Annotated in this window: 19 protein-coding genes; 10 read left to right on the forward strand and 9 right to left on the reverse strand. The window is 60.8% G+C overall.

Annotation, left to right across the window (positions count from 1 at the left end; translation table 11 throughout):
• The first annotated feature begins 173 nt into the window (after positions 1 to 173).
• Entirely contained in the window at positions 174 to 1,157 is a 984-nt protein-coding gene (locus GN300_RS25355; protein WP_003944994.1) for a heme o synthase, read from the forward strand.
• A 56-nt stretch (positions 1,158 to 1,213) separates the two neighbouring features.
• Here GN300_RS25355 and GN300_RS25360 read toward each other — a convergent pair whose 3' ends face one another.
• On the reverse strand, positions 1,214 to 2,179 hold the full coding sequence (locus tag GN300_RS25360) for a quinone oxidoreductase (RefSeq protein ID WP_063316416.1): 966 nt from the start codon (positions 2,177 to 2,179) through the stop codon (positions 1,214 to 1,216).
• Positions 2,180 to 2,262: 83 nt separating this feature from the next.
• Between GN300_RS25360 and GN300_RS25365 the strand changes: the two genes are divergently transcribed.
• Positions 2,263 to 2,625, forward strand: a complete 363-nt coding sequence (locus tag GN300_RS25365) for a hypothetical protein (protein WP_003945032.1) — start codon at positions 2,263 to 2,265, stop codon at positions 2,623 to 2,625.
• Between the two features lie 64 nt (positions 2,626 to 2,689).
• On the opposite strand, the gene GN300_RS25370 is transcribed toward GN300_RS25365, so the two are convergent.
• A complete protein-coding gene (locus tag GN300_RS25370; RefSeq protein WP_021332987.1) occupies positions 2,690 to 3,664 on the reverse strand; it encodes a heme A synthase in 975 nt (324 codons plus the stop codon).
• Between the two features lie 80 nt (positions 3,665 to 3,744).
• Between GN300_RS25370 and GN300_RS29915 the strand changes: the two genes are divergently transcribed.
• Positions 3,745 to 4,485, forward strand: coding sequence for a site-specific integrase (locus GN300_RS29915; RefSeq protein WP_143542607.1), 741 nt, complete (start codon positions 3,745 to 3,747; stop codon positions 4,483 to 4,485).
• A gap of 515 nt (positions 4,486 to 5,000) precedes the next feature.
• Here the strand turns inward: GN300_RS29915 and GN300_RS25380 are convergent.
• The 7 genes from GN300_RS25380 to mptB form a co-directional block, all read right to left on the reverse strand.
• Positions 5,001 to 5,495 carry a hypothetical protein gene (locus GN300_RS25380; RefSeq protein WP_156511764.1) on the reverse strand — a complete coding sequence of 165 codons (495 nt, stop codon included), beginning with the start codon at positions 5,493 to 5,495 and terminating at the stop codon, positions 5,001 to 5,003.
• The gene (locus tag GN300_RS25385) at positions 5,492 to 6,097 is read right to left on the reverse strand and encodes a hypothetical protein (protein WP_156511763.1); all 606 of its coding nucleotides are present in this window, start codon (positions 6,095 to 6,097) and stop codon (positions 5,492 to 5,494) included. The genes GN300_RS25380 and GN300_RS25385 overlap by 4 nt, the downstream gene beginning before the upstream one ends.
• On the reverse strand, positions 6,094 to 6,714 hold the full coding sequence (locus GN300_RS25390; protein ID WP_156511762.1) for a hypothetical protein: 621 nt from the start codon (positions 6,712 to 6,714) through the stop codon (positions 6,094 to 6,096). The genes GN300_RS25385 and GN300_RS25390 overlap by 4 nt, the downstream gene beginning before the upstream one ends.
• A 490-nt stretch (positions 6,715 to 7,204) precedes the next feature.
• Entirely contained in the window at positions 7,205 to 8,599 is a 1,395-nt protein-coding gene (locus GN300_RS25395) for a hypothetical protein (protein WP_233405710.1), read from the reverse strand.
• Positions 8,600 to 8,646: 47 nt separating this feature from the next.
• On the reverse strand, positions 8,647 to 9,483 hold the full coding sequence (locus tag GN300_RS25400) for an ABC transporter permease (RefSeq protein WP_371684328.1): 837 nt from the start codon (positions 9,481 to 9,483) through the stop codon (positions 8,647 to 8,649).
• A gap of 14 nt (positions 9,484 to 9,497) precedes the next feature.
• Positions 9,498 to 10,439, reverse strand: coding sequence for an ABC transporter ATP-binding protein (locus GN300_RS25405; protein ID WP_007727917.1), 942 nt, complete (start codon positions 10,437 to 10,439; stop codon positions 9,498 to 9,500).
• Positions 10,436 to 12,190 carry a polyprenol phosphomannose-dependent alpha 1,6 mannosyltransferase MptB gene (gene mptB / locus GN300_RS25410; RefSeq protein ID WP_082845786.1) on the reverse strand — a complete coding sequence of 585 codons (1,755 nt, stop codon included), beginning with the start codon at positions 12,188 to 12,190 and terminating at the stop codon, positions 10,436 to 10,438. The genes GN300_RS25405 and mptB overlap by 4 nt, the downstream gene beginning before the upstream one ends.
• A 130-nt stretch (positions 12,191 to 12,320) precedes the next feature.
• Here mptB and GN300_RS25415 point away from each other — a divergent pair, with 130 nt between their 5' ends.
• From GN300_RS25415 to GN300_RS25445, 7 genes are all read left to right on the forward strand, one after another.
• Positions 12,321 to 13,067, forward strand: a complete 747-nt coding sequence (locus tag GN300_RS25415) for a metalloregulator ArsR/SmtB family transcription factor (RefSeq protein WP_076948451.1) — start codon at positions 12,321 to 12,323, stop codon at positions 13,065 to 13,067.
• 155 nt (positions 13,068 to 13,222) lie between these two features.
• Positions 13,223 to 14,683: a Fe-S cluster assembly protein SufB gene (gene sufB, locus GN300_RS25420; protein WP_003944799.1), complete on the forward strand. Its 1,461-nt coding sequence runs from the start codon at positions 13,223 to 13,225 to the stop codon at positions 14,681 to 14,683.
• Positions 14,683 to 15,903, forward strand: a complete 1,221-nt coding sequence (gene sufD, locus GN300_RS25425) for a Fe-S cluster assembly protein SufD (RefSeq protein WP_042919809.1) — start codon at positions 14,683 to 14,685, stop codon at positions 15,901 to 15,903. The genes sufB and sufD overlap by 1 nt, the downstream gene beginning before the upstream one ends.
• Before the next feature lie 61 nt (positions 15,904 to 15,964).
• On the forward strand, positions 15,965 to 16,771 hold the full coding sequence (sufC, locus tag GN300_RS25430; RefSeq protein WP_003944795.1) for a Fe-S cluster assembly ATPase SufC: 807 nt from the start codon (positions 15,965 to 15,967) through the stop codon (positions 16,769 to 16,771).
• 5 nt (positions 16,772 to 16,776) lie between these two features.
• A complete protein-coding gene (locus GN300_RS25435) occupies positions 16,777 to 18,042 on the forward strand; it encodes a cysteine desulfurase (protein WP_003944865.1) in 1,266 nt (421 codons plus the stop codon).
• A gap of 3 nt (positions 18,043 to 18,045) precedes the next feature.
• On the forward strand, positions 18,046 to 18,549 hold the full coding sequence (sufU, locus tag GN300_RS25440; protein WP_003944894.1) for a Fe-S cluster assembly sulfur transfer protein SufU: 504 nt from the start codon (positions 18,046 to 18,048) through the stop codon (positions 18,547 to 18,549).
• Positions 18,546 to 18,968: a metal-sulfur cluster assembly factor gene (locus GN300_RS25445; protein ID WP_063316410.1), complete on the forward strand. Its 423-nt coding sequence runs from the start codon at positions 18,546 to 18,548 to the stop codon at positions 18,966 to 18,968. Before sufU ends, GN300_RS25445 begins: the two co-directional genes overlap by 4 nt.
• Positions 18,969 to 19,138 lie beyond the last annotated feature (170 nt).

Raw genomic sequence — 19,138 nt, forward strand, 5'->3', positions numbered from 1 at the left:
TGGATTGCGAGGGTGGGGTGTCCCTCCACTGCGTAACCCAGCCTAATGGTCCTGGCTGTCCGGGTCGATTCGGTTCCTCAATGGCTGCGGTCTACCATCGTTCGTAGTAGAGAACAGTGTCAGCAGTGTGTCGTGAAGAGTTAGTGCGGTAACGCGTGGTGCAAGGAGAGAACGTGCGGACAGGGCAACAGCCGAGCGGACATGGCTTCGGCAGCCCAGGTGCCGCCCCGCGGGCGACCAATACCGATACGGTGTGGGGTCGCGCAACGGGCAAGGTTCTGGCTTATATCGCGCTCACGAAGCCGCGAGTGATCGAATTGCTGTTGGTGGCAACCATTCCGGCAATGCTGCTGGCCGATCGCGGAACAGTCGACATCGTTCTGATCCTCAGCACCCTCTTCGGTGGCTGGATGGGCGCGGCGAGTGCGAACTCGCTCAACTGCGTCGTCGACGCCGACATCGACAAGGTCATGAAGCGCACGGCGAAGCGTCCGCTGGCCCGCGAGGCGGTGCCGACGCGCAACGCGCTCGTCTTCGGGCTCCTTCTCGGACTCGCGTCGTTCCTGTGGCTGTGGTGGCGAGCCAACCTCCTAGCCGGCATCCTCGTCGTGATCACGATCGCGTTCTACGTCCTCATCTACACGATGGTTCTCAAGCGTCGTACCTGGCAGAACGTCATCTGGGGTGGCGCAGCCGGATGTATGCCCGTCCTCGTGGGCTGGGCCGCTGTCACCGGGTCGCTGAGCTGGCAGCCCGTCGTGCTGTTCCTGATCATCTTCTTCTGGACGCCGCCGCACACCTGGGCGCTGGCGATGCGATACAAAGAGGACTACAAAGCTGCCGGTGTTCCCATGCTTCCGGTGATCGCCACCGAAGAGCACGTCACCAAGCAGATTCTGTTCTACAGCTGGGCAATGGTCGTCACGACGCTTGTCCTCGTCCCCGCGTCGGGCGTCATCTACGCCGCAATCACCATCGTCGCCGGTGCGTGGTTCCTGCTCATGGCACATCAGCTGTACCGCAGCGTTCGCGGTGGTGCTCAGGTCAAACCGCTCCGCCTGTTCCTGCAGTCCAACAACTATCTTGCGATCGTGTTCGTCGGCCTCGCCGTCGACTCGGTTCTCGGACTGCAGACGATCAGCGACATGCTGAGCTGATTCTGCTGTGCGCCTTTATTAACCGCGGGCGGTTAATAAAGGCGCACAGCACTTCGCTAGGGAATCAGAACGATCGACCCGGTCGTTGCTCTACCTTCCAGATCCCGATGGGCTGTTGCCGCGTCGGCGAGGGGATACTCGGCGCCGACGCGAATATCGAGTTTCCCGGCTGCAATGGCGTCGAAGACATCGCCGGCACGCCAGGTCAGTTCCTCTCGAGTGCGAATGTGATGCGCGAGCGTCGGACGCGTCAGGAACAGCGAACCCGACGAATTGAGCCGCTGCGGGTCGACAGGCGGAACCGGTCCACTGGCCGCACCGAACAAAGCGACCGTGCCGCGGATGCGCACGGAAGCCAAGCTCGAATCAAAAGTTGTCGCACCGACGCCGTCGTATGCCGCCGCTACTCCTTCGCCGCCGGTCAACTCCCGGACTCGCGCTACGATGTCCTCGTCGTACCGCAGGACCTCCGCGGCGCCCGCGCCACGCGAGAGTTCTTCCTTTGCATCCGATGACACAGTCGTGATGACCTTCGCCCCGAGGCTGACGGCCATCTGCGTCAGGATCAACCCGACGCCGCCCGCGCCTGCGTGCACGAGCACGGTGTCGCCGCTCTGAATCGGATACGTCGACTTCGCGAGGTAGTGCGCCGTCATCCCCTGCAGGAGCGCCGACGCTGCGGCCGATGCCGGGACACCGTCAGGCACTTTCACTGCGACTGCGGCGGGAACAGCCACCTTCTCGGCATAGCTGCCAGTGGCAGCGGCCCACGCGACCCGGTCGCCCACGGAGAATTCGGAGACGTCGGAGCCGACAGCTTCGACAACACCGCTGCCCTCGTCGCCGGGAATGTAGGGGAGCGGACGCTTGTACTGGCCCATTCGGAAGTACGTGTCGATGAAATTGATGCCGATCGTTTCGGTCTTGACGAGTAGATCGCCTGGGCCTGGTGTCGGTTCGGGTTGTTCGGTCAGAGTCAGAACCTCTGGTCCGCCGGTCTCGGTCACGTAGATGGCTCGCATGGTTTCTGTTCTACACCCGAGGCGGCCGACGCTCAGTCCATGCCTGGTGTCGCTTCCGGGCTACCGACCAGTATTGTCGAGTCATGAGCACCGATACCGAGAAGTCGGACGCCACCCCGTCCGCGCCGGAACTGCCGAAGTCCACGGTGAACGCCATCACCAAGTTCGTCGCCGAGCACGGCGGCTCCGCCAGCGCCGTCATCCAGCCGGTCGGCCTGGCCGGCGTTCGCATCACCCTCGTAGGTGCCGACGGCATCCTCGGTGATCAGGTCGTCGAGGACCTCGCCACGGCAAACGCGGTCGTCGCGTCCTTCGACAACGTCACCGTCGCCGAGTGGGAGCGCGAACTGACGAGCATCGTCACCCCGCAGGAAGGCCATTTCAAGAAGATGGCCGGTTGGGTCGCCAACCAGACTCGGTTCCCGAAAGCTCGCAACGAATCCTGAAATGGACGTGTGGGGCGTAGGAACACCTTTTGGTGTTCCTACGCCCCACACGTGTCTTGAAGCGTCAGACAGCTGGTATCGGCGAATTGGTCGGCGTGTACTGGCGGGTCTTACCCGCAGCCCAAACTGCTGCGGTCGCAGCCGTGCACAGTCCTGCACCGGCGACGTGCATGATCACCAGAACTTCCGGCACATCGGTGAAGTACTGCACGACACCGATGAGCGACTGCGCGAGGATCAGTCCCAGCAGGACCTTCAGGCGGATCTTCACGGCTGCGGATGTCCCGACCGCATACAGGCCGAAGGTCAGACCCACGACCAGCGCGAGATATCCGACCAGAAGCTGTGAGTGCAGATGGACGAGCGTCACGATCTCGATCTCCAGGCGAGGCACCGTCCGGTCCAGTCCCTTGTCGCCGGCGTGCGGGCCTGCGCCCGTTACGAGAGTTCCAGCGACCAAAACGCCGGCGAGCGCGACACCTGACAGCGCGGTAAGCCAGCGCAACGGCTTCGGCATCACGACCAGAGTTGTTGCTTCGTCGGGTTCCGCGATCTTCGCGTACATCACCGTGGCAACCCAGACCATCAGCATCGACGCAACCAGGTGAATGGCGACCGTCCACCACAGCAAGCCTGTGAGGACGGTGATACCGCCGATCACTGCCTGAACGACAGTGCCGAGCGGCATCATCCAGGCGTAGACAAGCACCTCTTTGCGTCGGCGAGCGCGAGTCACCGCAAGCACGATCGCAGCGGCGACGATGACGACCAGGAAGGTCAGCAGGCGGTTGCCGAACTCGACGGCTTGGTGAATCACCGCGACCTGTCCGTGGCCGACCGGGACGAAGCTACCGGGGAAGCACTGCGGCCACGTCGGGCAACCGAGTCCCGAGTCCGTCACGCGCACCACCGCGCCGGTGACAGCGATGCCGCCCTGCGTCAGGATCACGATGAACGCGATGATCTTCTGCGTTTTCAGCGAGGGGAGAGGTAGTCGATCCACCAAGCGTAAAAATCCGGCATACACACGATTCACCACGCCAACGATCGTAGTTCCCCATCAACTACACAGTGTCGTTGGGGGCTTGCCGGGTGACTGCTCCGATGTGAGGAGTGGAAGTGTCAACTACAACGATTCTCGACGTTGCCCAGCAGAACCTTGCCAACAAGCAGGTGAAGGCATCAACCGTCTATCACTATCTGAGCACTCTGCGATGCCTCGACCTGTGTGAGGTGCCGATCGAACAGGCAACGGTGGGCTTCCTGCACAACCGCCTGCAAACCGTGCTGAACCAATCCACACGCAACAAGCATGCGATTGCACTGCGTTCGATGCTCGGTGTACAGCTCAAAGTGTCCAAGGGTCAACCAAGGATCTACACACTTGCTCCGCTGACGACCATTCACCAGGCAATCGAATCGTCACGATACAAAATGTACGGTTTCTCGATGCTCTATGCGGGACTTCGCTTGGGCGAATCTGTTGTGAAGCAACGTATTTCGGGAAATGTCATGCTGGTAGATAGGCAAATGCTACCCAACGGAACACTCAGTTCAGCCAAATCGTCCGGTCCGGTCGTAGTTCCTGAGTGGTTTGCAGCGGAGTACGCGCAGTGGAATCCGAAGGTCACCCGAAATACTGTGTACCTGGGTCTGCAACGAGTAGGACGTAACGCAGAAATAGAAGTCACTCCGCATGCACTACGGCACAAGTTCGCAACCGAGCTGGTCAACAACGGTTGTTCACCGGAGATTCTGCGTAGACAGCTTCGGCACCATAGTGTGCAGACATCGTTGACCTTCTACGTGCAAACTACGACCGATGACGTAGAAACGCAGGTCAAACGAGCGTTCGGGTAGCTCCTGCTGACGGCAGACGGACCTATCCGTCTGCCGTCGCTGTGCAGTCCTGTTTTGGCACGTAATCCTCTCTCTGGTTAATGAAATTGGCTGTCGGGCCAATCTGTATGTGACGGAGATTCCAATTAATCTGAGAGCTTCCTACGGTCATGGCCTGCAAACAGTTTGTTCATGTCAACAAAAAGTTCGTCAAGCTCGAAATTCCAACAGGTCAGTTCGATCTAGGTCAACAGGCTGGAAACTTGAGAAGCAAAGACGGAAAGCAGCGTTATTATCAACGGTTCATAGACGGAGACTTCTACCCAGAAGTGTTCAACATCAGCAACATTGGCACCCGTATCGACTTGAACGGTCAGAATGACTGCTACGAGCTGTATTTAGAGCTGTATGCAACGACGATTAAAAAGATCGCTAGATAAACGAAAAGGGCCACAAGCTGAATGCTTGTGGCCCTTATTCTTACCCGGTACAAAATAAACACTCTAGGAGGAGTGTGGAACCCCTCTATTATATCACTATCTCAGCATTCTTACTGGTCGGGTTGTCCTATGGAAAGTCTGAATAAAGACCTTGTGGCTAGCGGCAAGGCTGTCGGTGTCGACAATTGCTTGTCTGACGACCATATATTCGTCACGTGTGTCCTGTTGGTCAGATTCCTTGTCAGCGTCAATGTGAAGTTGCACAATCTCTTTCGCTCGATCATGCAAATCTTGTTCCTTCAGTAATTCGAATTGATCGAGTACGCTCTGCATTTCTAGTAGATCCGTAAAAGCTTGCTGGAAATGCGATCTAAACACTGCGTCGTTAGATTCCATTGTTGAAATCTGGTCCAACAATAACCGATTGCGTCTGCTGGACAATGTAATCAGTTGACTGCTGATTTTCAGTAGTTCGCTTCGTTTCCAGTTCCTTATTTCTCTTTTTGTGTTGAGTGCATTAACTAGAAACCACCCTAAAATCGCGATTGCAGCGGTAACGATGAATGCCCACCAGGGCGCGCCTGTACTCATTCGCTTTCATCCTTGCCTGTTGATTTCGTTTCCGGAGTGTCCCCGTACGTTACTTTGGCACCTTCACGATTCATTGCAGGCGATTGTGTTTGTCCCAGCTCTTTCTGGGCGGCGCGTAGTAGTTGGTTGTTAGCATTTGCTAAATCAAATTCCTTCATTCTGGCAGCGTTTCTATACCTTTCACGGTCCGAATCGGTGTGGTGCAGCGTAAGCAGATTGAGCATCATTTCGCCCCAATAGCTACTTGTGTGCGCGGTCAATATTTTCAGAGCTTCGGTTTCAATGTCTGTTCCGCTTGCACACATCAGGATTTTATGATTCGTTCTTTTCATTCGTAGAAGGTGGGACAATAGTTTTTCTCCAACTTCGTCTCCCCACCAAGGTTCGTTTGGTCTAGTGTGGAGGTACGGAATTATCAGATCGAACCGTTCGTCGGAAAGCTCAATAAAATCGGAAACCGTTTCGGTGATCATTGCTCGCTGCCAGTTCTTCAGGTCTCGCTTACCGGCTGAACGATGTGTCATCAGCCAACTGAACAGGGCTGATCCAAGTGACGCGACAGCGGTAACGATGAATGCCCACCAGGGCGCGCCTGAACTCACTGGACAACCGCTTTTCTGTTCTTATCTTTCTTTGCATCTTCTGGCCACGGGAATTTCAAAGCATCTTTTCTCGAAACTAGCTTAAGATCAACCTGGACTTCGCTGATCAAGCTGTGGTGGTAGGCGTATAGCTGCTTGCTGTCCAGGCCAGCGTATTCTTGAGCATCTCCTACTTTTGTGTGTCGAGACATGGGTTCCTCTGTAAGCCACCTGGTGGGGTATGCCGTTATCTGCTCTTCGCTTTCATGGTGAAGTTTCATCACGCGAGTAGCCAGTGAAAATACGTCTTCTGACCCGCATATCCGAATTTGGTCATACGGTACTTGCATTCGGTAATACTGTGTGCGAAGTTCTGATCTCAGAGCATCTTTGGTGTGAAGTATTTCGTTTCGATGATTTGAAGCATCAATGAGCGAAGTGGCTGCCTGTAAAAGCGCTGTTCTGCGCCAGTTGAGCAAGTCTCTGCTTCTGCTTGTCCGATGGACGACATACCAGCCGACACACGCGATCAGGCCCGCGATCACGGCAGCCAGCGCAGCAGCGCCGAGGGTGATCCAAGGTGACGCCGCTTTGACGATGACTTGTGAAGCCTGAGCTTGAGCCAGAACCGATTGCATGCGCTAACCGTAGATTGTGCTGTCAGTGCAGGTCAGACACGACACGCAGAGGTCAGATCAACCGCACATTTTTTGTGGGTATGGAAAGACGTCAAATTCAGACTTCCACGCAGTGCGTGGTGTGCATGCACTGCGTGAAAATGAAAATTTGATTGACCGAATTGGCTGGTTGCCGTTGCGAGAAGACCCCAAAACCGACTGCTATTGTGCAGTGGAACGTACAACTACATGCGGTTATCCGGCATACACACGATTCACCACGCCAACGATCGTAGTTCCCCATCAACTACACAGTGTCGTTGGGGCCAGCTCGCTCCGCGCCTGCCCCGCGTCGTTGGGGCCAGCTCGCTCCGCGCCTGCCCCGCGTCGTTGGGGCCAGCTCGCTCCGCGCCTGCCCCGCGTCGTTGGGGCCAGCTCGCTCCGCGCCTGCCCCGCGTCGTTGGGGCCAGCTCGCTCCGCGCTTGCCCCGCGTCGTTGGGGCCAGCTCGCGTCAGTTCGCGCGAACTCGCACGATTCCCGAGATCGTTCCCTGGAAGTACTCGCCCGACTCGGTGATGAGTGCCGACATCTGAAGGGTGTCGTTGAGGATGGTCGACGGCAGGGGAGTCGAACCGATCTGCGACCCGTCCTTCGAGTCGATCACCGCGAAGGAGTAACCGTCCAGCGGAGAGGTGTTCGGAGCACCGTCCCGTGTCACCGTGTAAATCGAGCCGTCAGCCGTCGAGAGGTGGGGTACCGCGGAGCTACGAATCGTGTTGTCCCACACGACATGGCAGCCGACCGGATCGATGTCGACGCGGGTCATTCCGCCGTTGAAGGGTGCCGTGGCGGGGACCGCTGGACCGGCACCTTCAGGAGTCGTGGGGTACGGGTATCCGTAAGTGCCGGCGACGTAGACGGAATGACCGATGCCGACGGGGGAGTTCTCGCTGCCGCTCGGTGAGCCGTCCTGGCTGGCAGCGGACAACACCGGCTGCGTGCACACCTCGGCGCCCGTGTCAGCACGATAGACATGCAAGCTTACTGTCGGGTGGGCGTTGTCGACGATGGTCAAGAAATCGCTGCCCGTCGACGGGCCGAAGTATGTCGGCGTCGATCCGGTTCCCCAGCTGAGCTGACCCGGATTACGGGCCGGCCCGCGGTCGTACGGCTGACGCCAGTCGATGACGACCTCGTCGCCATTTCGCTTCAGTTGGTAGAGCGCGTGGGTCGTTGCGACGGCAGTGCCCGTCGGGGAGGTGGAGATGCTGTTCTGCACCTGTTCACCTTCGGGGAGCGCAATGCTGTGCGCGATTCGATCCGCGCCGACATACCCGACGGTGCCGTGCCCGGTGGCGAACCAGACATTGCCTTCCCAGTCCGGAGCGAGGCCGGTGACGTTGTCATCGGCGGCAACCGCACCACTGAGATCGACTACATCCGCGAGTTCCAGCCGCCAACTGCCGTCCGGATTCTGCGCATGGGAAATGCGGACCAGTTGACGGTTTCCGTCAACGGCTACGAGACGGTTCTCGTTGTCGAGGTAGGCGTAGACGCCGCCGAGCAGACTGCCCTTCGCGAGCGGCAGTTGTGCTACGGATCTACCCAACGGCGTGGCGTCGGCCTTCGGATCGATCAAATGGATGGTCGGGATCTGGCCGATCATCGTCGTGCAGAGCGAGACGACCATGCCGTCGGAACCCTGGAGGACCGTCGGGCAGGCGGCCATCATCGGGAAAGCAGTCACCTCGTGGGGGCCGGTTCCTGGACCGGGCAGCGGAGTGACGTCGGACGAGCCCGCGTCACCGTGCATGGTGGAAGTACCGACGGGACCGAGGTACGGATTTGCAGGTGCGAGTGGACCGGACACCGAAGGGGTCGCCGTTGCGGGTCCGGCACACAACATGACTGTTGCGGCCACACAGCCGACGATCTGAGCTGTCCGTCGTGTACTCACGTGAACTTGAACCACCTTGCTGCGCAGACTCCGGCCACTGCGGCCCAGATGAGTAGTACGAGAATCGAGAACCAGTCCATCGAGGTGTCGAGGGCCGCTTCGAGTGCGTGTGCGAGAGCGCCGGACGGAACAATGCGGACCAGCGTGTGGACGGCGGTCGGGAGTTCGCCGCTGGCGAAGACCACACTGCCGATGCCCACCATGATGAACCACAGGATGTTGGCGAGAGCGAGAACGATCTCTGCTCGCAAAGTACCGCCGAGCAGTAGGCCAAGCGCTGCAAATGTGACAGTACCGATGGCAATGACCACTGCGCCGAGTACAAGTTCGACGAATGACGGACGCCATCCCAACGCCAAACCGATAGCGCCGAGCAAGAGTGACTGCAGAGCCACGACGATGATGACGGCAGCGCTCTTGCCTGCGATGATTCCCCACCGCGGTAGCGGCGTTGCACCGAGTCGCTTGAGCGCGCCGTATCGGCGGTCGAATCCGACGGCGATGGCCTGTCCGGTGAACGCCGTCGACATCACGGCAACCATCATGACACCAGGGAGCACGGTATCGACCCGAGAATCGCCCAAATCGCCGATCGGAAGTAGACACAGTCCGATGAGCAGGGTGATCGGGATGAACATGGTGAGCAGCAATTGCTCACCGTTGCGGAGCAGAAGAGTCAGCTCCAGTTTGGTCTGCGCCGCCAGCATCTTGGCCGCCGAATTGGGGCGGGGATCCGGCGAGAAGGTGCCTGGCTCGAAGCGGTTCTCGGCGAGCCGTCGGTCTCTGGCAACGCTGATGGGACTGCTCTGGCCGTTCGACGCTGTTTCGTTCATGACCTTGATCTCCGTCATCCCCTCAGTTCCCGGCCCGTCAATTCGAGGAAGACGTCTTCCAGACTCCGTTGATCGACGCGAATGTCGTTGATCAGCACGTCCTGATCGGCACACCACGTTGCGACAGTCGCCACGGTTGCCGGATCGATTGCACCTTCGACGACGTAGGTGCCGGGGTTGGATTCCTCGATGCGGAACCCGGCGAGTGAACCGGCCAGCGAATCGAGGCTCAAACCGGGAACCGTCGTCAGACGGAGTTGTCCTTCGGCGCCCTTGCTGGTGACCTCCGCCGGCGTTCCCGACGCGACGATCTTGCCGTGGTCGATGATGACCAGTTCGTCGGCGAGCGCTTCGGCCTCGTCCATGAGGTGTGTGGTGAGCAGGACGCTCACGCCGTCGCGTCGCAGAGCGTCGATGAGTTCCCACACGAGTAGACGTGCCTGAGCGTCGAGGCCGGCGGTGGGTTCGTCCAGAAATACCAATTCGGGACGGCCGACCAGCGCGCACGCCAGTGACAGTCGTTGCTGCTGGCCTCCGGAGAGGCGGCGGTACGGGGTCTTGCGCGCATCGGTGAGGCCGAGTTTGGAAAGGAGCCAGGCGGGATCGAGCGGGTCGGCCGAGTATGCGGCCACGAGGTCGAGCATTTCCCCGGCCTTGGACCCGGGGTACGCGCCGCCGCCCTGCAGCATGACGCCGATTCGCGAGCGGACTTCACCGGAGTCGGCGATGGGGTCGAGACCGAGCACTCGAACCGTGCCGGCATCGGGGGTGACAAAACCTTCGCACATTTCGACGGTGGTCGTCTTACCGGCTCCGTTGGGGCCGAGCAGGGCAACGACCTGGGCCGTCTCGACAGTGAGATCGATACCGTCGACGGCTCGAACACCGTCGAAGGACTTGACGACACCCTGGATCTGTACCGCCGGCGTCGACGATCTGGAGGCTCTCGAGGTCACGGGGAATCAGCGTAAGCCCCCGCCGAGTTGTCTTCGTCTACCGGTCCGCCTTTCGTGATCTCCGCTACTGGCTTGTCGCTACGCCAGGGGAGTGAATTGCGGGTGAAGACAATGAGCGTTCCGGCGGTGAGGATGGTCGCGATGACGGCCTGCACGATCATGAACGGAAGGTATTCGGCGCCGTTGGACATCAACATGACGCTGACGATCGAGGTGAAGACGACGGCAGGGATGCGGAAAATCGGCGCGGTGGCCCACGCCGCCAACGGAAGGATCGCCCACAGCAGGTACCACGGCTGAACGACGGGGAACAGGAGAACGATCGCGCCGAGCGCGATGCCGAGTCCGCCGACCGGATGGATGCGGCCCATGTAGACCGAGATCATCATCCGTGCGGTGACGAGCATGGCGACGAGAGTTGCGATGGGCCGCGTGATCGTGAGGATCGCCGTCGTGTGATCGCCGAGTCCGAGCAGTACGCCTGCCAATCCCGTGCCGACGCCCAGGAGCGTCGGGATGGACATCCAACTCCGGACTGCCGTGGCGGTGTCGAGGGTGTTGATCCAACCCATACCGAGCCCACTGGCCACGCTGATGACAAACGTGACGACAGCGGCAACGATGCCCAGGAGAATCGCGGCTCCCGCCAGGGCTTTCCAGGTTCCACCCCAACGCCGGGCCAAAGCCATGCCGACAAATCCCAGTGCAAGCAAGGACGGAATTTTGACGGTCGACGACAAGGCGATCAAACCTGATCCCGCAACGAGATAGAACAGCGCTCGCCCACGGATGGGCCCGGACCCTTCGACTGCGCGAAGAGCGATCTCGATTCCGGCGAGCATCAACCCGAGCATGAGTGCTTCGTTGTGGATGCCGGCCACCAAGTGGAAGAGCAACAGCGGGTTCGCGGCACCGAGCCAGAGCGAACTGACGGCAGAGACACCGCATCGCTTGGCCAGTCGCGGTATCGCCCACACGATGAGCGCGACGCCGGCCAATGCGAGCAAGCGGTGCAAGAAGATTCCGGCCACGATGTTGTCGCCGGTCAGTGAGCTGATCCCGCGTCCCAGCCACAGGAAGAACGGTCCGTACGGAGCCGGGGTGTCGCGCCAGATCGTCGGAACCGTGCGGGTGAGAACGTGGTCGACGCCCAGTGCCGCCTTGGGGCCGATGGCGTACGGATCGAGTCCACGGGCCGCGATTTCGCTTTGAGCCAGATACGAGTAGACGTCGCGGCTGAACATCGGCGGTGCGACCGAGAGCGGCAGGATCCACAGCAGGAGTGTGCGGTCCAACTGGGAACGGGTCATGCGCCGCGGTGCGCCGGAACGGCTGCGTATGTCCCCGACTGCAAATCGGCCCATCATCAGCCAGGCCAGAACGACGAGCACGGTTCCGGTCATCGTCATGGTGAGTGAGACCGTCGGCATACGTCCGGGAAGGCTGAGGACTCGAAGTCCTGCGGTCGGATTCTGCAGGACGGGTTGTGCGCCGGCGCCGAGCGCTCCGACTGCCATCAAGACCGCGCCGGTTGCGCCGAATCGGCGAATCCCTCGCATTTGTGCGGTTTCCTTCGCGTTCAGGCCAGGGCGCTCGTCCTCGTCGCCGTGCAGCACCGCGGCCATACTCTGCCGGGGAGCGGATCCGAAAGGTCGAACGCCGATTGTGGAAAGCGCGAGTGCCTTGGGTTTTTCCAGCAGGATCGCGCGCGCCGATCGGGCGGTCGTCGTCTTCTCGGGGGTCTGCGGCACACCAGGCAGCGTAGCGGCTCCATCCAGCCGGACAGACAAGCACAAACAACGTACGTTGTCCGGATATTCCCGAATGTAATGCAGGTTGCCCTTAGTAGACCTGCGAAAAGAATTCCGTCACACTTGTGTTGTGAAAAGAAATGCGTCAGACCCACGAAGCAAGGAAGTTGCAGGTCAGCCCACTGTAGCGACCTCGCCTAGTGCTGCCGCAAATCCGGTGACGGTGAGCGTCGAAGGCCAGACCCGGGCCGCAGTGGTCAAGCTGCTACTCGAAGAAGGCCCCATTACCGCCTCCGAAATCGGCACGCGCCTCGGTTTGAGTGCCGCAGGTGTCCGACGTCACTTGGATGCGTTGATCGAGTCCGGCGAAGCCCGTACCGCTTCGGCGGCGTCGCTGCGTCAGCGCGGACGAGGTCGTCCCGCCAAGCAGTTCCAGATCACCGCGACCGGCCGCGGCCGCCTCGGCCACACCTACGACGATCTGGCGGGAGCCGCGATGCGGCAACTCCGTGAAATCGGCGGAGACGCGGCAATCGAGGAGTTCGCCAAGCGTCGGGTTCAGGCGATCGTCGGCGACGTCGAACCGGCTGATCCGACAGATGTCGACAACGTCGAGGCGACAGCGGACGCAATCGCCGAAGCCTTCAACGCGGTGGGGTTCGCAGCGTCGACCCGGCCGGTCGGCAACGGCGTGCAGATCTGCCAACACCATTGCCCGGTTTCCCATGTGGCAGAAGAGTTTCCGGAACTGTGCGAGGCAGAGCAGCAAGCATTCCGGCAATTGCTCGGGACTCATGTTCAGCGTCTGGCGACCATCGCCAACGGTGACTGCGCCTGCACGACGCACGTGCCCCTCGTGTCCACCGGGAGTAGATGACCGGACCAGATTGTTCTACAGAGCGTTGCCACCGTGCAGCGTTCGAATAGAGATTTTTCAGCTAGTTCTTCAAAGTCAGAACTGCTCGACCACAGCGACCAGCCCTCGCTGAACCCGAGCAGCCGTCAAGAAACAAGACTCCGGAAGGAGCTCGCATGACCGTCACATCAGACCAGGCGACTACCACTGCGGCAGCAGGCACCGAGCCGCTCACGCAGGAAGAGACCATCGCGTCCCTCGGTCATTACGGCTACGGCTGGTCCGATTCCGACGAAGCCGGAGCCAGCGCGCAGCGCGGGTTGTCCGAGGCTGTCGTGCGGGACATCTCCGCCAAGAAGAGCGAGCCCGAGTGGATGCTCGACATCCGCCTCAAGGCGCTGCGCACCTTCGACAAGAAGCCGATGCCGAACTGGGGCAGCGACCTCGAAGGTATTCACTTCGACAACATCAAGTACTTCGTCCGGTCCAGCGAGAAGCAGGCCGAGTCGTGGGAAGATTTGCCCGAGGACATCAAGAACACGTACGACAAGCTCGGCATCCCCGAGGCGGAGAAGCAGCGCCTCGTGGCCGGCGTCGCAGCTCAGTACGAGTCCGAGGTCGTCTACCACTCGATCCGTGAGGACCTCGAGGAGCAGGGCGTCATCTTCCTCGACACGGACACCGGTCTCAAGCAGCACCCGGAGCTGTTCAAGGAGTACTTCGGATCGGTCATCCCGGCCGGCGACAACAAGTTCTCCGCGCTGAACACCGCCGTGTGGTCCGGTGGCTCGTTCATCTACGTTCCGCCGGGAGTCCACGTGGACATCCCGTTGCAGGCGTACTTCCGCATCAACACCGAGAACATGGGTCAGTTCGAGCGCACCCTGATCATCGTCGACGAAGATGCCTCCGTGCACTATGTCGAGGGTTGCACCGCGCCGATCTACAAGTCCGATTCACTGCACTCGGCCGTCGTCGAGATCATCGTGAAGAAGGGCGGCCACTGCCGCTACACGACCATCCAGAACTGGTCCAACAACGTCTACAACCTGGTGACCAAGCGCACCAAGGTCGAGGCCGGCGGATCCATGGAGTGGGTCGACGGCAACATCGGCTCCAAGGTCACCATGAAGTACCCGGCCGTGTGGCTGATGGGCGAGTACGCCCGCGGTGAGGTTCTCTCCGTTGCGTTCTCCGGCGAGGGCCAGCACCAGGACACCGGCGCCAAGATGCTCCACCTCGCGCCGCACACGTCCTCGACCATCATCAGCAAGTCTGTCGCCCGTGGTGGTGGACGTGCGTCGTACCGCGGTCTGGTGCAGGTCAACAAGGGTGCCCACGGCTCCAAGTCGACCGTCAAGTGTGACGCTCTGCTGGTCGACCAGATCAGCCGAAGCGACACCTACCCGTACGTCGACATCCGCGAGGACGACGTCACCATGGGTCACGAGGCCACCGTTTCGAAGGTCAGTGACGATCAGCTCTTCTACCTGATGAGCCGCGGACTGACCGAGGACGAGGCGATGGCCACCATCGTGCGTGGATTCGTCGAGCCCATCGCGAAGGAACTCCCGATGGAGTACGCGCTCGAGCTCAACCGCCTTATCGAACTTCAGATGGAAGGGGCTGTGGGTTAGTGACCACGCCAGAGACCGGAGTCATCGGAGCTGTTGCCGGGGAGAACCCGACCGCTCCTGTAAAGGGTGCAGCCACAGGCTCACCCATCACGAACAAGGGTGAGCAGTTCTCCTCGTTCGACGTCAATGCTTTCGAGGTTCCCGGCGGACGTGACGAGATCTGGCGGTTCACCCCGCTGCGTCGCCTCCGGGGATTGCACGACGGCAGCGCCGTCGCCAACGGACAGGTCACCGTCGAGGTCGACGGCGGAAGCGACATCACCGTCGAGACCGTCGGCCGTGACGACGCACGTCTGGGCAAAGCCGGCGTTCCCGCTGATCGCATTGCAGCGCAGGCGTATTCGAGCTTCGAGACGGCAACGGTCATCTCGGTTGGTGCCGAGGTCGAGGTCGAGAAGCCCGTTGTGGTCACCATGACCGGCCCCGGAGTCGACAACGTCGCCTACGGACACACCCAGATTCGTCTGGCGCAGTTCGCCAAGGCGACGTTCGTGATCGACCAGCGCGGCAGCGGAACCTTCGCGGAGAACATCGAATTCGTTCTCGGTGACAGTGCGCAGCTGACTGTGGTGGCCATCCAGGACTGGGCGGACGACGCAGTTCATGTGACGTCACACCACGCTCGCCTGAACCGCGACGCAGTGCTTCGATACACCTCGATCAGCCTGGGCGGCGACCTGGTGCGCCTGTCCGCCACCGTCAAGTACGACGGACCGGGCGGCGACGCCGAACTGCTCGGCCTGTACTTCGCCGACGCCGGCCAGCATCTGGAACAGCGTCTGCTGGTGGACCATTCGCAGCCCAACTGCAAGTCCAACGTGGTCTACAAGGGTGCGCTTCAGGGCGATCCCGGATCCGGCAAGCCCGACGCGCACACCGTGTGGATCGGCGACGTTCTCATCCGCGCCGCAGCGGAGGGCACCGACACGTTCGAGCTCAACCGCAACCTGGTGCTGACCGACGGCGCCCGCGCCGACTCGGTTCCGAACCTCGAAATCGAAACCGGTGAGATCGTCGGGGCCGGCCACGCAAGTGCAACGGGACGTTTCGACGACGAGCAGCTGTTCTACCTGCGTGCTCGTGGTATCCCGGAGGATCAGGCTCGTCGTCTGGTCGTACGTGGGTTCTTCCACGAAATCATCAACAAGATCGCTGTTCCCGAGGTGCGCGATCGCCTCGAAGCCGCAGTCGAAGCCGAACTCGCAGCCGTCGGCTCCTGACCGCCCCGCCGGCGACACCACCCCGTCGCTACGCTCGCCCGCCTCATCTTGAAGGAATTTCATGTCTACCAGTGACAACACCACCACTTCGGTCCTCGAGGTTCGTGACCTGCACGTCGAGGTCGCCAACTCCGATGCCAACGCCGAGCCCATCCAGATCCTCAAGGGCGTCGACCTCACGGTCCGCTCGGGGGAGACCCACGCGATCATGGGCCCCAACGGCTCCGGCAAGTCGACTCTGTCGTACGCCATCGCCGGTCACCCCAAGTACCAGGTCACGTCCGGCTCCATCACCCTCAACGGTGAAGACGTCCTCGCAATGAGCGTCGACGAGCGTGCGCGTGCCGGGCTCTTCCTGGCCATGCAGTACCCCGTCGAGGTTCCCGGCGTTTCCATGTCCAACTTCCTGCGCACCGCCGCTACGGCCGTGCGAGGCGAGGCTCCCAAGCTGCGCCACTGGGTCAAGGAAGTCAAGGAAGCCCTCAGCGAGCTCGAGATCGATCCCTCGTTCATCGAGCGCTCGGTCAACGAAGGTTTCTCCGGTGGCGAGAAGAAGCGCCACGAGATCCTGCAGTTGGGCATGCTCAAGCCGAAGATCGCGATCCTCGACGAGACCGACTCCGGCCTCGACGTCGACGCTCTGCGCACCGTCTCGGAAGGCGTCAACCGCTACAAGGAGCGCGAGAACGGCGGCGTTCTGCTGATCACGCACTACACGCGCATTCTGCGCTACATCAACCCCGACTTCGTTCACGTGTTCGTCGGTGGCCGCATCGTCGAGTCCGGTGGACCGGAGCTGGCCGACGAGCTCGAGACCAACGGCTACGTTCGTTTCACCGCGGACACCGCAGCTACCCAGGGAGCGTAATCACGATGACCACCTCGGTGCGCGAGCTCGACGTCACAGCGGTTCGGGCCGACTTCCCGATCCTGGCGCGAACCGTGCGCGACGGAAAACCTTTGGTGTACTTGGATTCCGGCGCTACCTCACAGCGTCCGGTCCAGGTTCTCGATGCCGAACGGGACTTCCTGACCACGTGTAACGCGGCAGTACACCGGGGTGCTCATCAGCTCGCAGAAGAGGCGACTGACGCGTACGAGAATGCTCGCGCCACCATCGCTTCCTTCGTGGGTGCGGATTCGGACGAGTTGGTGTTCACCAAGAACGCCACCGAGGCTCTCAATCTGGTGACCTACGTTCTCGGTGACGATCGCTTCGACCGCCATGTCGGTCCTGGCGACGAAATCGTCATCACCGAACTCGAACACCACGCCAACCTCGTTCCCTGGCAGGAACTTGCGCGCCGAACCGGTGCGACGCTCAAGTGGTACGGCGTCACCGACGACGGCCGGATCGATCTTGATTCGCTGGAGCTGACGGACGCGGTGAAGGTCGTTTCGTTCACCCACCAGTCCAACGTGACCGGCGCGATCGCGCCCGTCGAGGAATTGGTGCGACGAGCACGCGCCGTCGGTGCGCTCGTCGTGCTCGACGCGTGCCAGTCGGTGCCTCACATGGCGGTCGACTTCCACGAACTGGGAGTGGACTACGCGGCGTTCTCCGGTCACAAGATGCTCGGCCCTTCGGGGGTCGGAGTTCTCTACGGCCGTCGTGAACTGCTGGCAGCGATGCCTCCGTTCATCACCGGTGGCTCGATGATCGAGACGGTCACCATGGAGGTCAGCACTTACGCGCCACCGCCTCAGCGTTTCGAAGCCGGCGTACCGATGACCTCACAGGTGGTCGGGTTGGGCGCTGCCGTGGATTACCTGAACACCTTCGGGATGGACGCAGTCGCCGCGCACGAGCACGTGTTGGTGGAGGCTGCTCTCGAAAAGTTGTCGGCGATCGAAGGTCTGCGCATCATCGGACCGCAGACGTCCGAGAACCGCGGCGGAGCGATTTCCTTTGTCGTGGACGGTATTCACGCCCACGACCTCGGACAGATCCTCGACGACGAGGGCGTCGCGATTCGCGTCGGACACCATTGTGCGTGGCCGCTGCATCGTAAGTTCGGTGTCGCTGCGACGGCCCGTGCGTCGTTTGCGCTCTACAACACCACCGCGGAAATCGATGTTCTCGTTGCCGCGATCAAGCGTGCGCAGGAATTTTTCGGTGTCGCAGGGGAGTTGAACTGAATCATGCGCATGGAGCAGATGTATCAGGAAGTGATCCTCGATCACTACAAACATCCGCACGGCCGCGGACTCCGTGAGCCGTTCGGCGCCGAGGTGCACCACGTCAACCCGACGTGTGGCGACGAGGTGACGTTGCGCGTCCAGATATCCGAGGACGGAACGGTCTCCGACGTCTCGTACGACGGTCAGGGTTGTTCGATCAGCCAGGCGTCGACGTCGGTGCTCAACGACCTCGTCATCGGGATGCAGGTCACCGACGCACTGAAGACGGTGACGGCGTTCAACGAGATGGTGAGCAGTCGGGGCACCGTCGAGGGGGACGAGGACGTTCTCGGCGACGGCATCGCGTTCGTCGGTGTCTCGAAGTACCCGGCACGCGTGAAGTGCGCCTTGCTCGGATGGATGGCATTCAAGGATGCTGTAGTCCAGATTGTCGACGGCAGTGCTGTGACGACGGCGGACAGCAGCAGTGAATTGGTCGACACGACTGAAGGACAGGGATCATGACCGAGACACAACCATTGCAGGACGCCGAGGTCGGCGCTCCGGTGAATCCGAATCCCGATTCCACTGCGGAATTCGGTGGCGCACAGGGCAGTGGCACTGTCCCGTCGCCTGAGCGACTCGACGAACTCGAAGAAGCGATGCGCGACGTCGTCGATCCCGAACTGGGAATCAACGTCGTCGATCTCGGCTTGGTCTACGGACTCTTCGAAGACGACGGTGTCGTCACGATCGACATGACTTTGACGTCGGCGGCATGCCCGTTGACCGACGTGATCGAGGACCAGGCACGCGGCGCACTTGTGCGTAGCGATCTGTGTACCGACATGAAGATCAACTGGGTGTGGTTGCCGCCGTGGGGACCGGACAAGATCACCGAAGACGGACGCGAGCAACTTCGCGCACTCGGCTTCACGGTCTGACAAGCAACCTCGGCACGATCAACTGAATACATTTCACCGGAGCGTCGGTGCCCGTTCGTCGGGTACCGGCGCTTCGGTTTGTTATATAGGGCCGTTTTAGCCATGATATTCAGGACAATAGTCCCAAATGGTTGTTTGATGAATATTTGCTGGAAGCTGACTGATCGGTA

It is taken from the genome of Rhodococcus sp. Ni2, from assembly GCF_021352185.1.
GTDB classification, from domain to species: Bacteria; Actinomycetota; Actinomycetes; order Mycobacteriales; family Mycobacteriaceae; genus Rhodococcus_F; species Rhodococcus_F qingshengii.

Excerpts from the sequence above, each read along its gene's own strand:
- GN300_RS25360 (WP_063316416.1), bottom strand. The coding sequence starts at position 2,179 with ATGCGAGCCATCTACGTGACCGAGACCGGCGGACCAGAGGTTCTGACT.
- GN300_RS25365 (WP_003945032.1), top strand. The coding sequence starts at position 2,263 with ATGAGCACCGATACCGAGAAGTCGGACGCCACCCCGTCCGCGCCGGAA.
- GN300_RS25380 (WP_156511764.1), bottom strand. The coding sequence starts at position 5,495 with ATGAGTACAGGCGCGCCCTGGTGGGCATTCATCGTTACCGCTGCAATC.
- GN300_RS25390 (WP_156511762.1), bottom strand. The coding sequence starts at position 6,714 with ATGCAATCGGTTCTGGCTCAAGCTCAGGCTTCACAAGTCATCGTCAAA.
- GN300_RS25395 (WP_233405710.1), bottom strand. The coding sequence starts at position 8,599 with ATGTTGTGTGCCGGACCCGCAACGGCGACCCCTTCGGTGTCCGGTCCA.
- GN300_RS25400 (WP_371684328.1), bottom strand. The coding sequence starts at position 9,483 with ATGAACGAAACAGCGTCGAACGGCCAGAGCAGTCCCATCAGCGTTGCC.
- sufB (WP_003944799.1), top strand. The coding sequence starts at position 13,223 with ATGACCGTCACATCAGACCAGGCGACTACCACTGCGGCAGCAGGCACC.
- sufC (WP_003944795.1), top strand. The coding sequence starts at position 15,965 with ATGTCTACCAGTGACAACACCACCACTTCGGTCCTCGAGGTTCGTGAC.
- GN300_RS25435 (WP_003944865.1), top strand. The coding sequence starts at position 16,777 with ATGACCACCTCGGTGCGCGAGCTCGACGTCACAGCGGTTCGGGCCGAC.
- sufU (WP_003944894.1), top strand. The coding sequence starts at position 18,046 with ATGCGCATGGAGCAGATGTATCAGGAAGTGATCCTCGATCACTACAAA.
- GN300_RS25445 (WP_063316410.1), top strand. The coding sequence starts at position 18,546 with ATGACCGAGACACAACCATTGCAGGACGCCGAGGTCGGCGCTCCGGTG.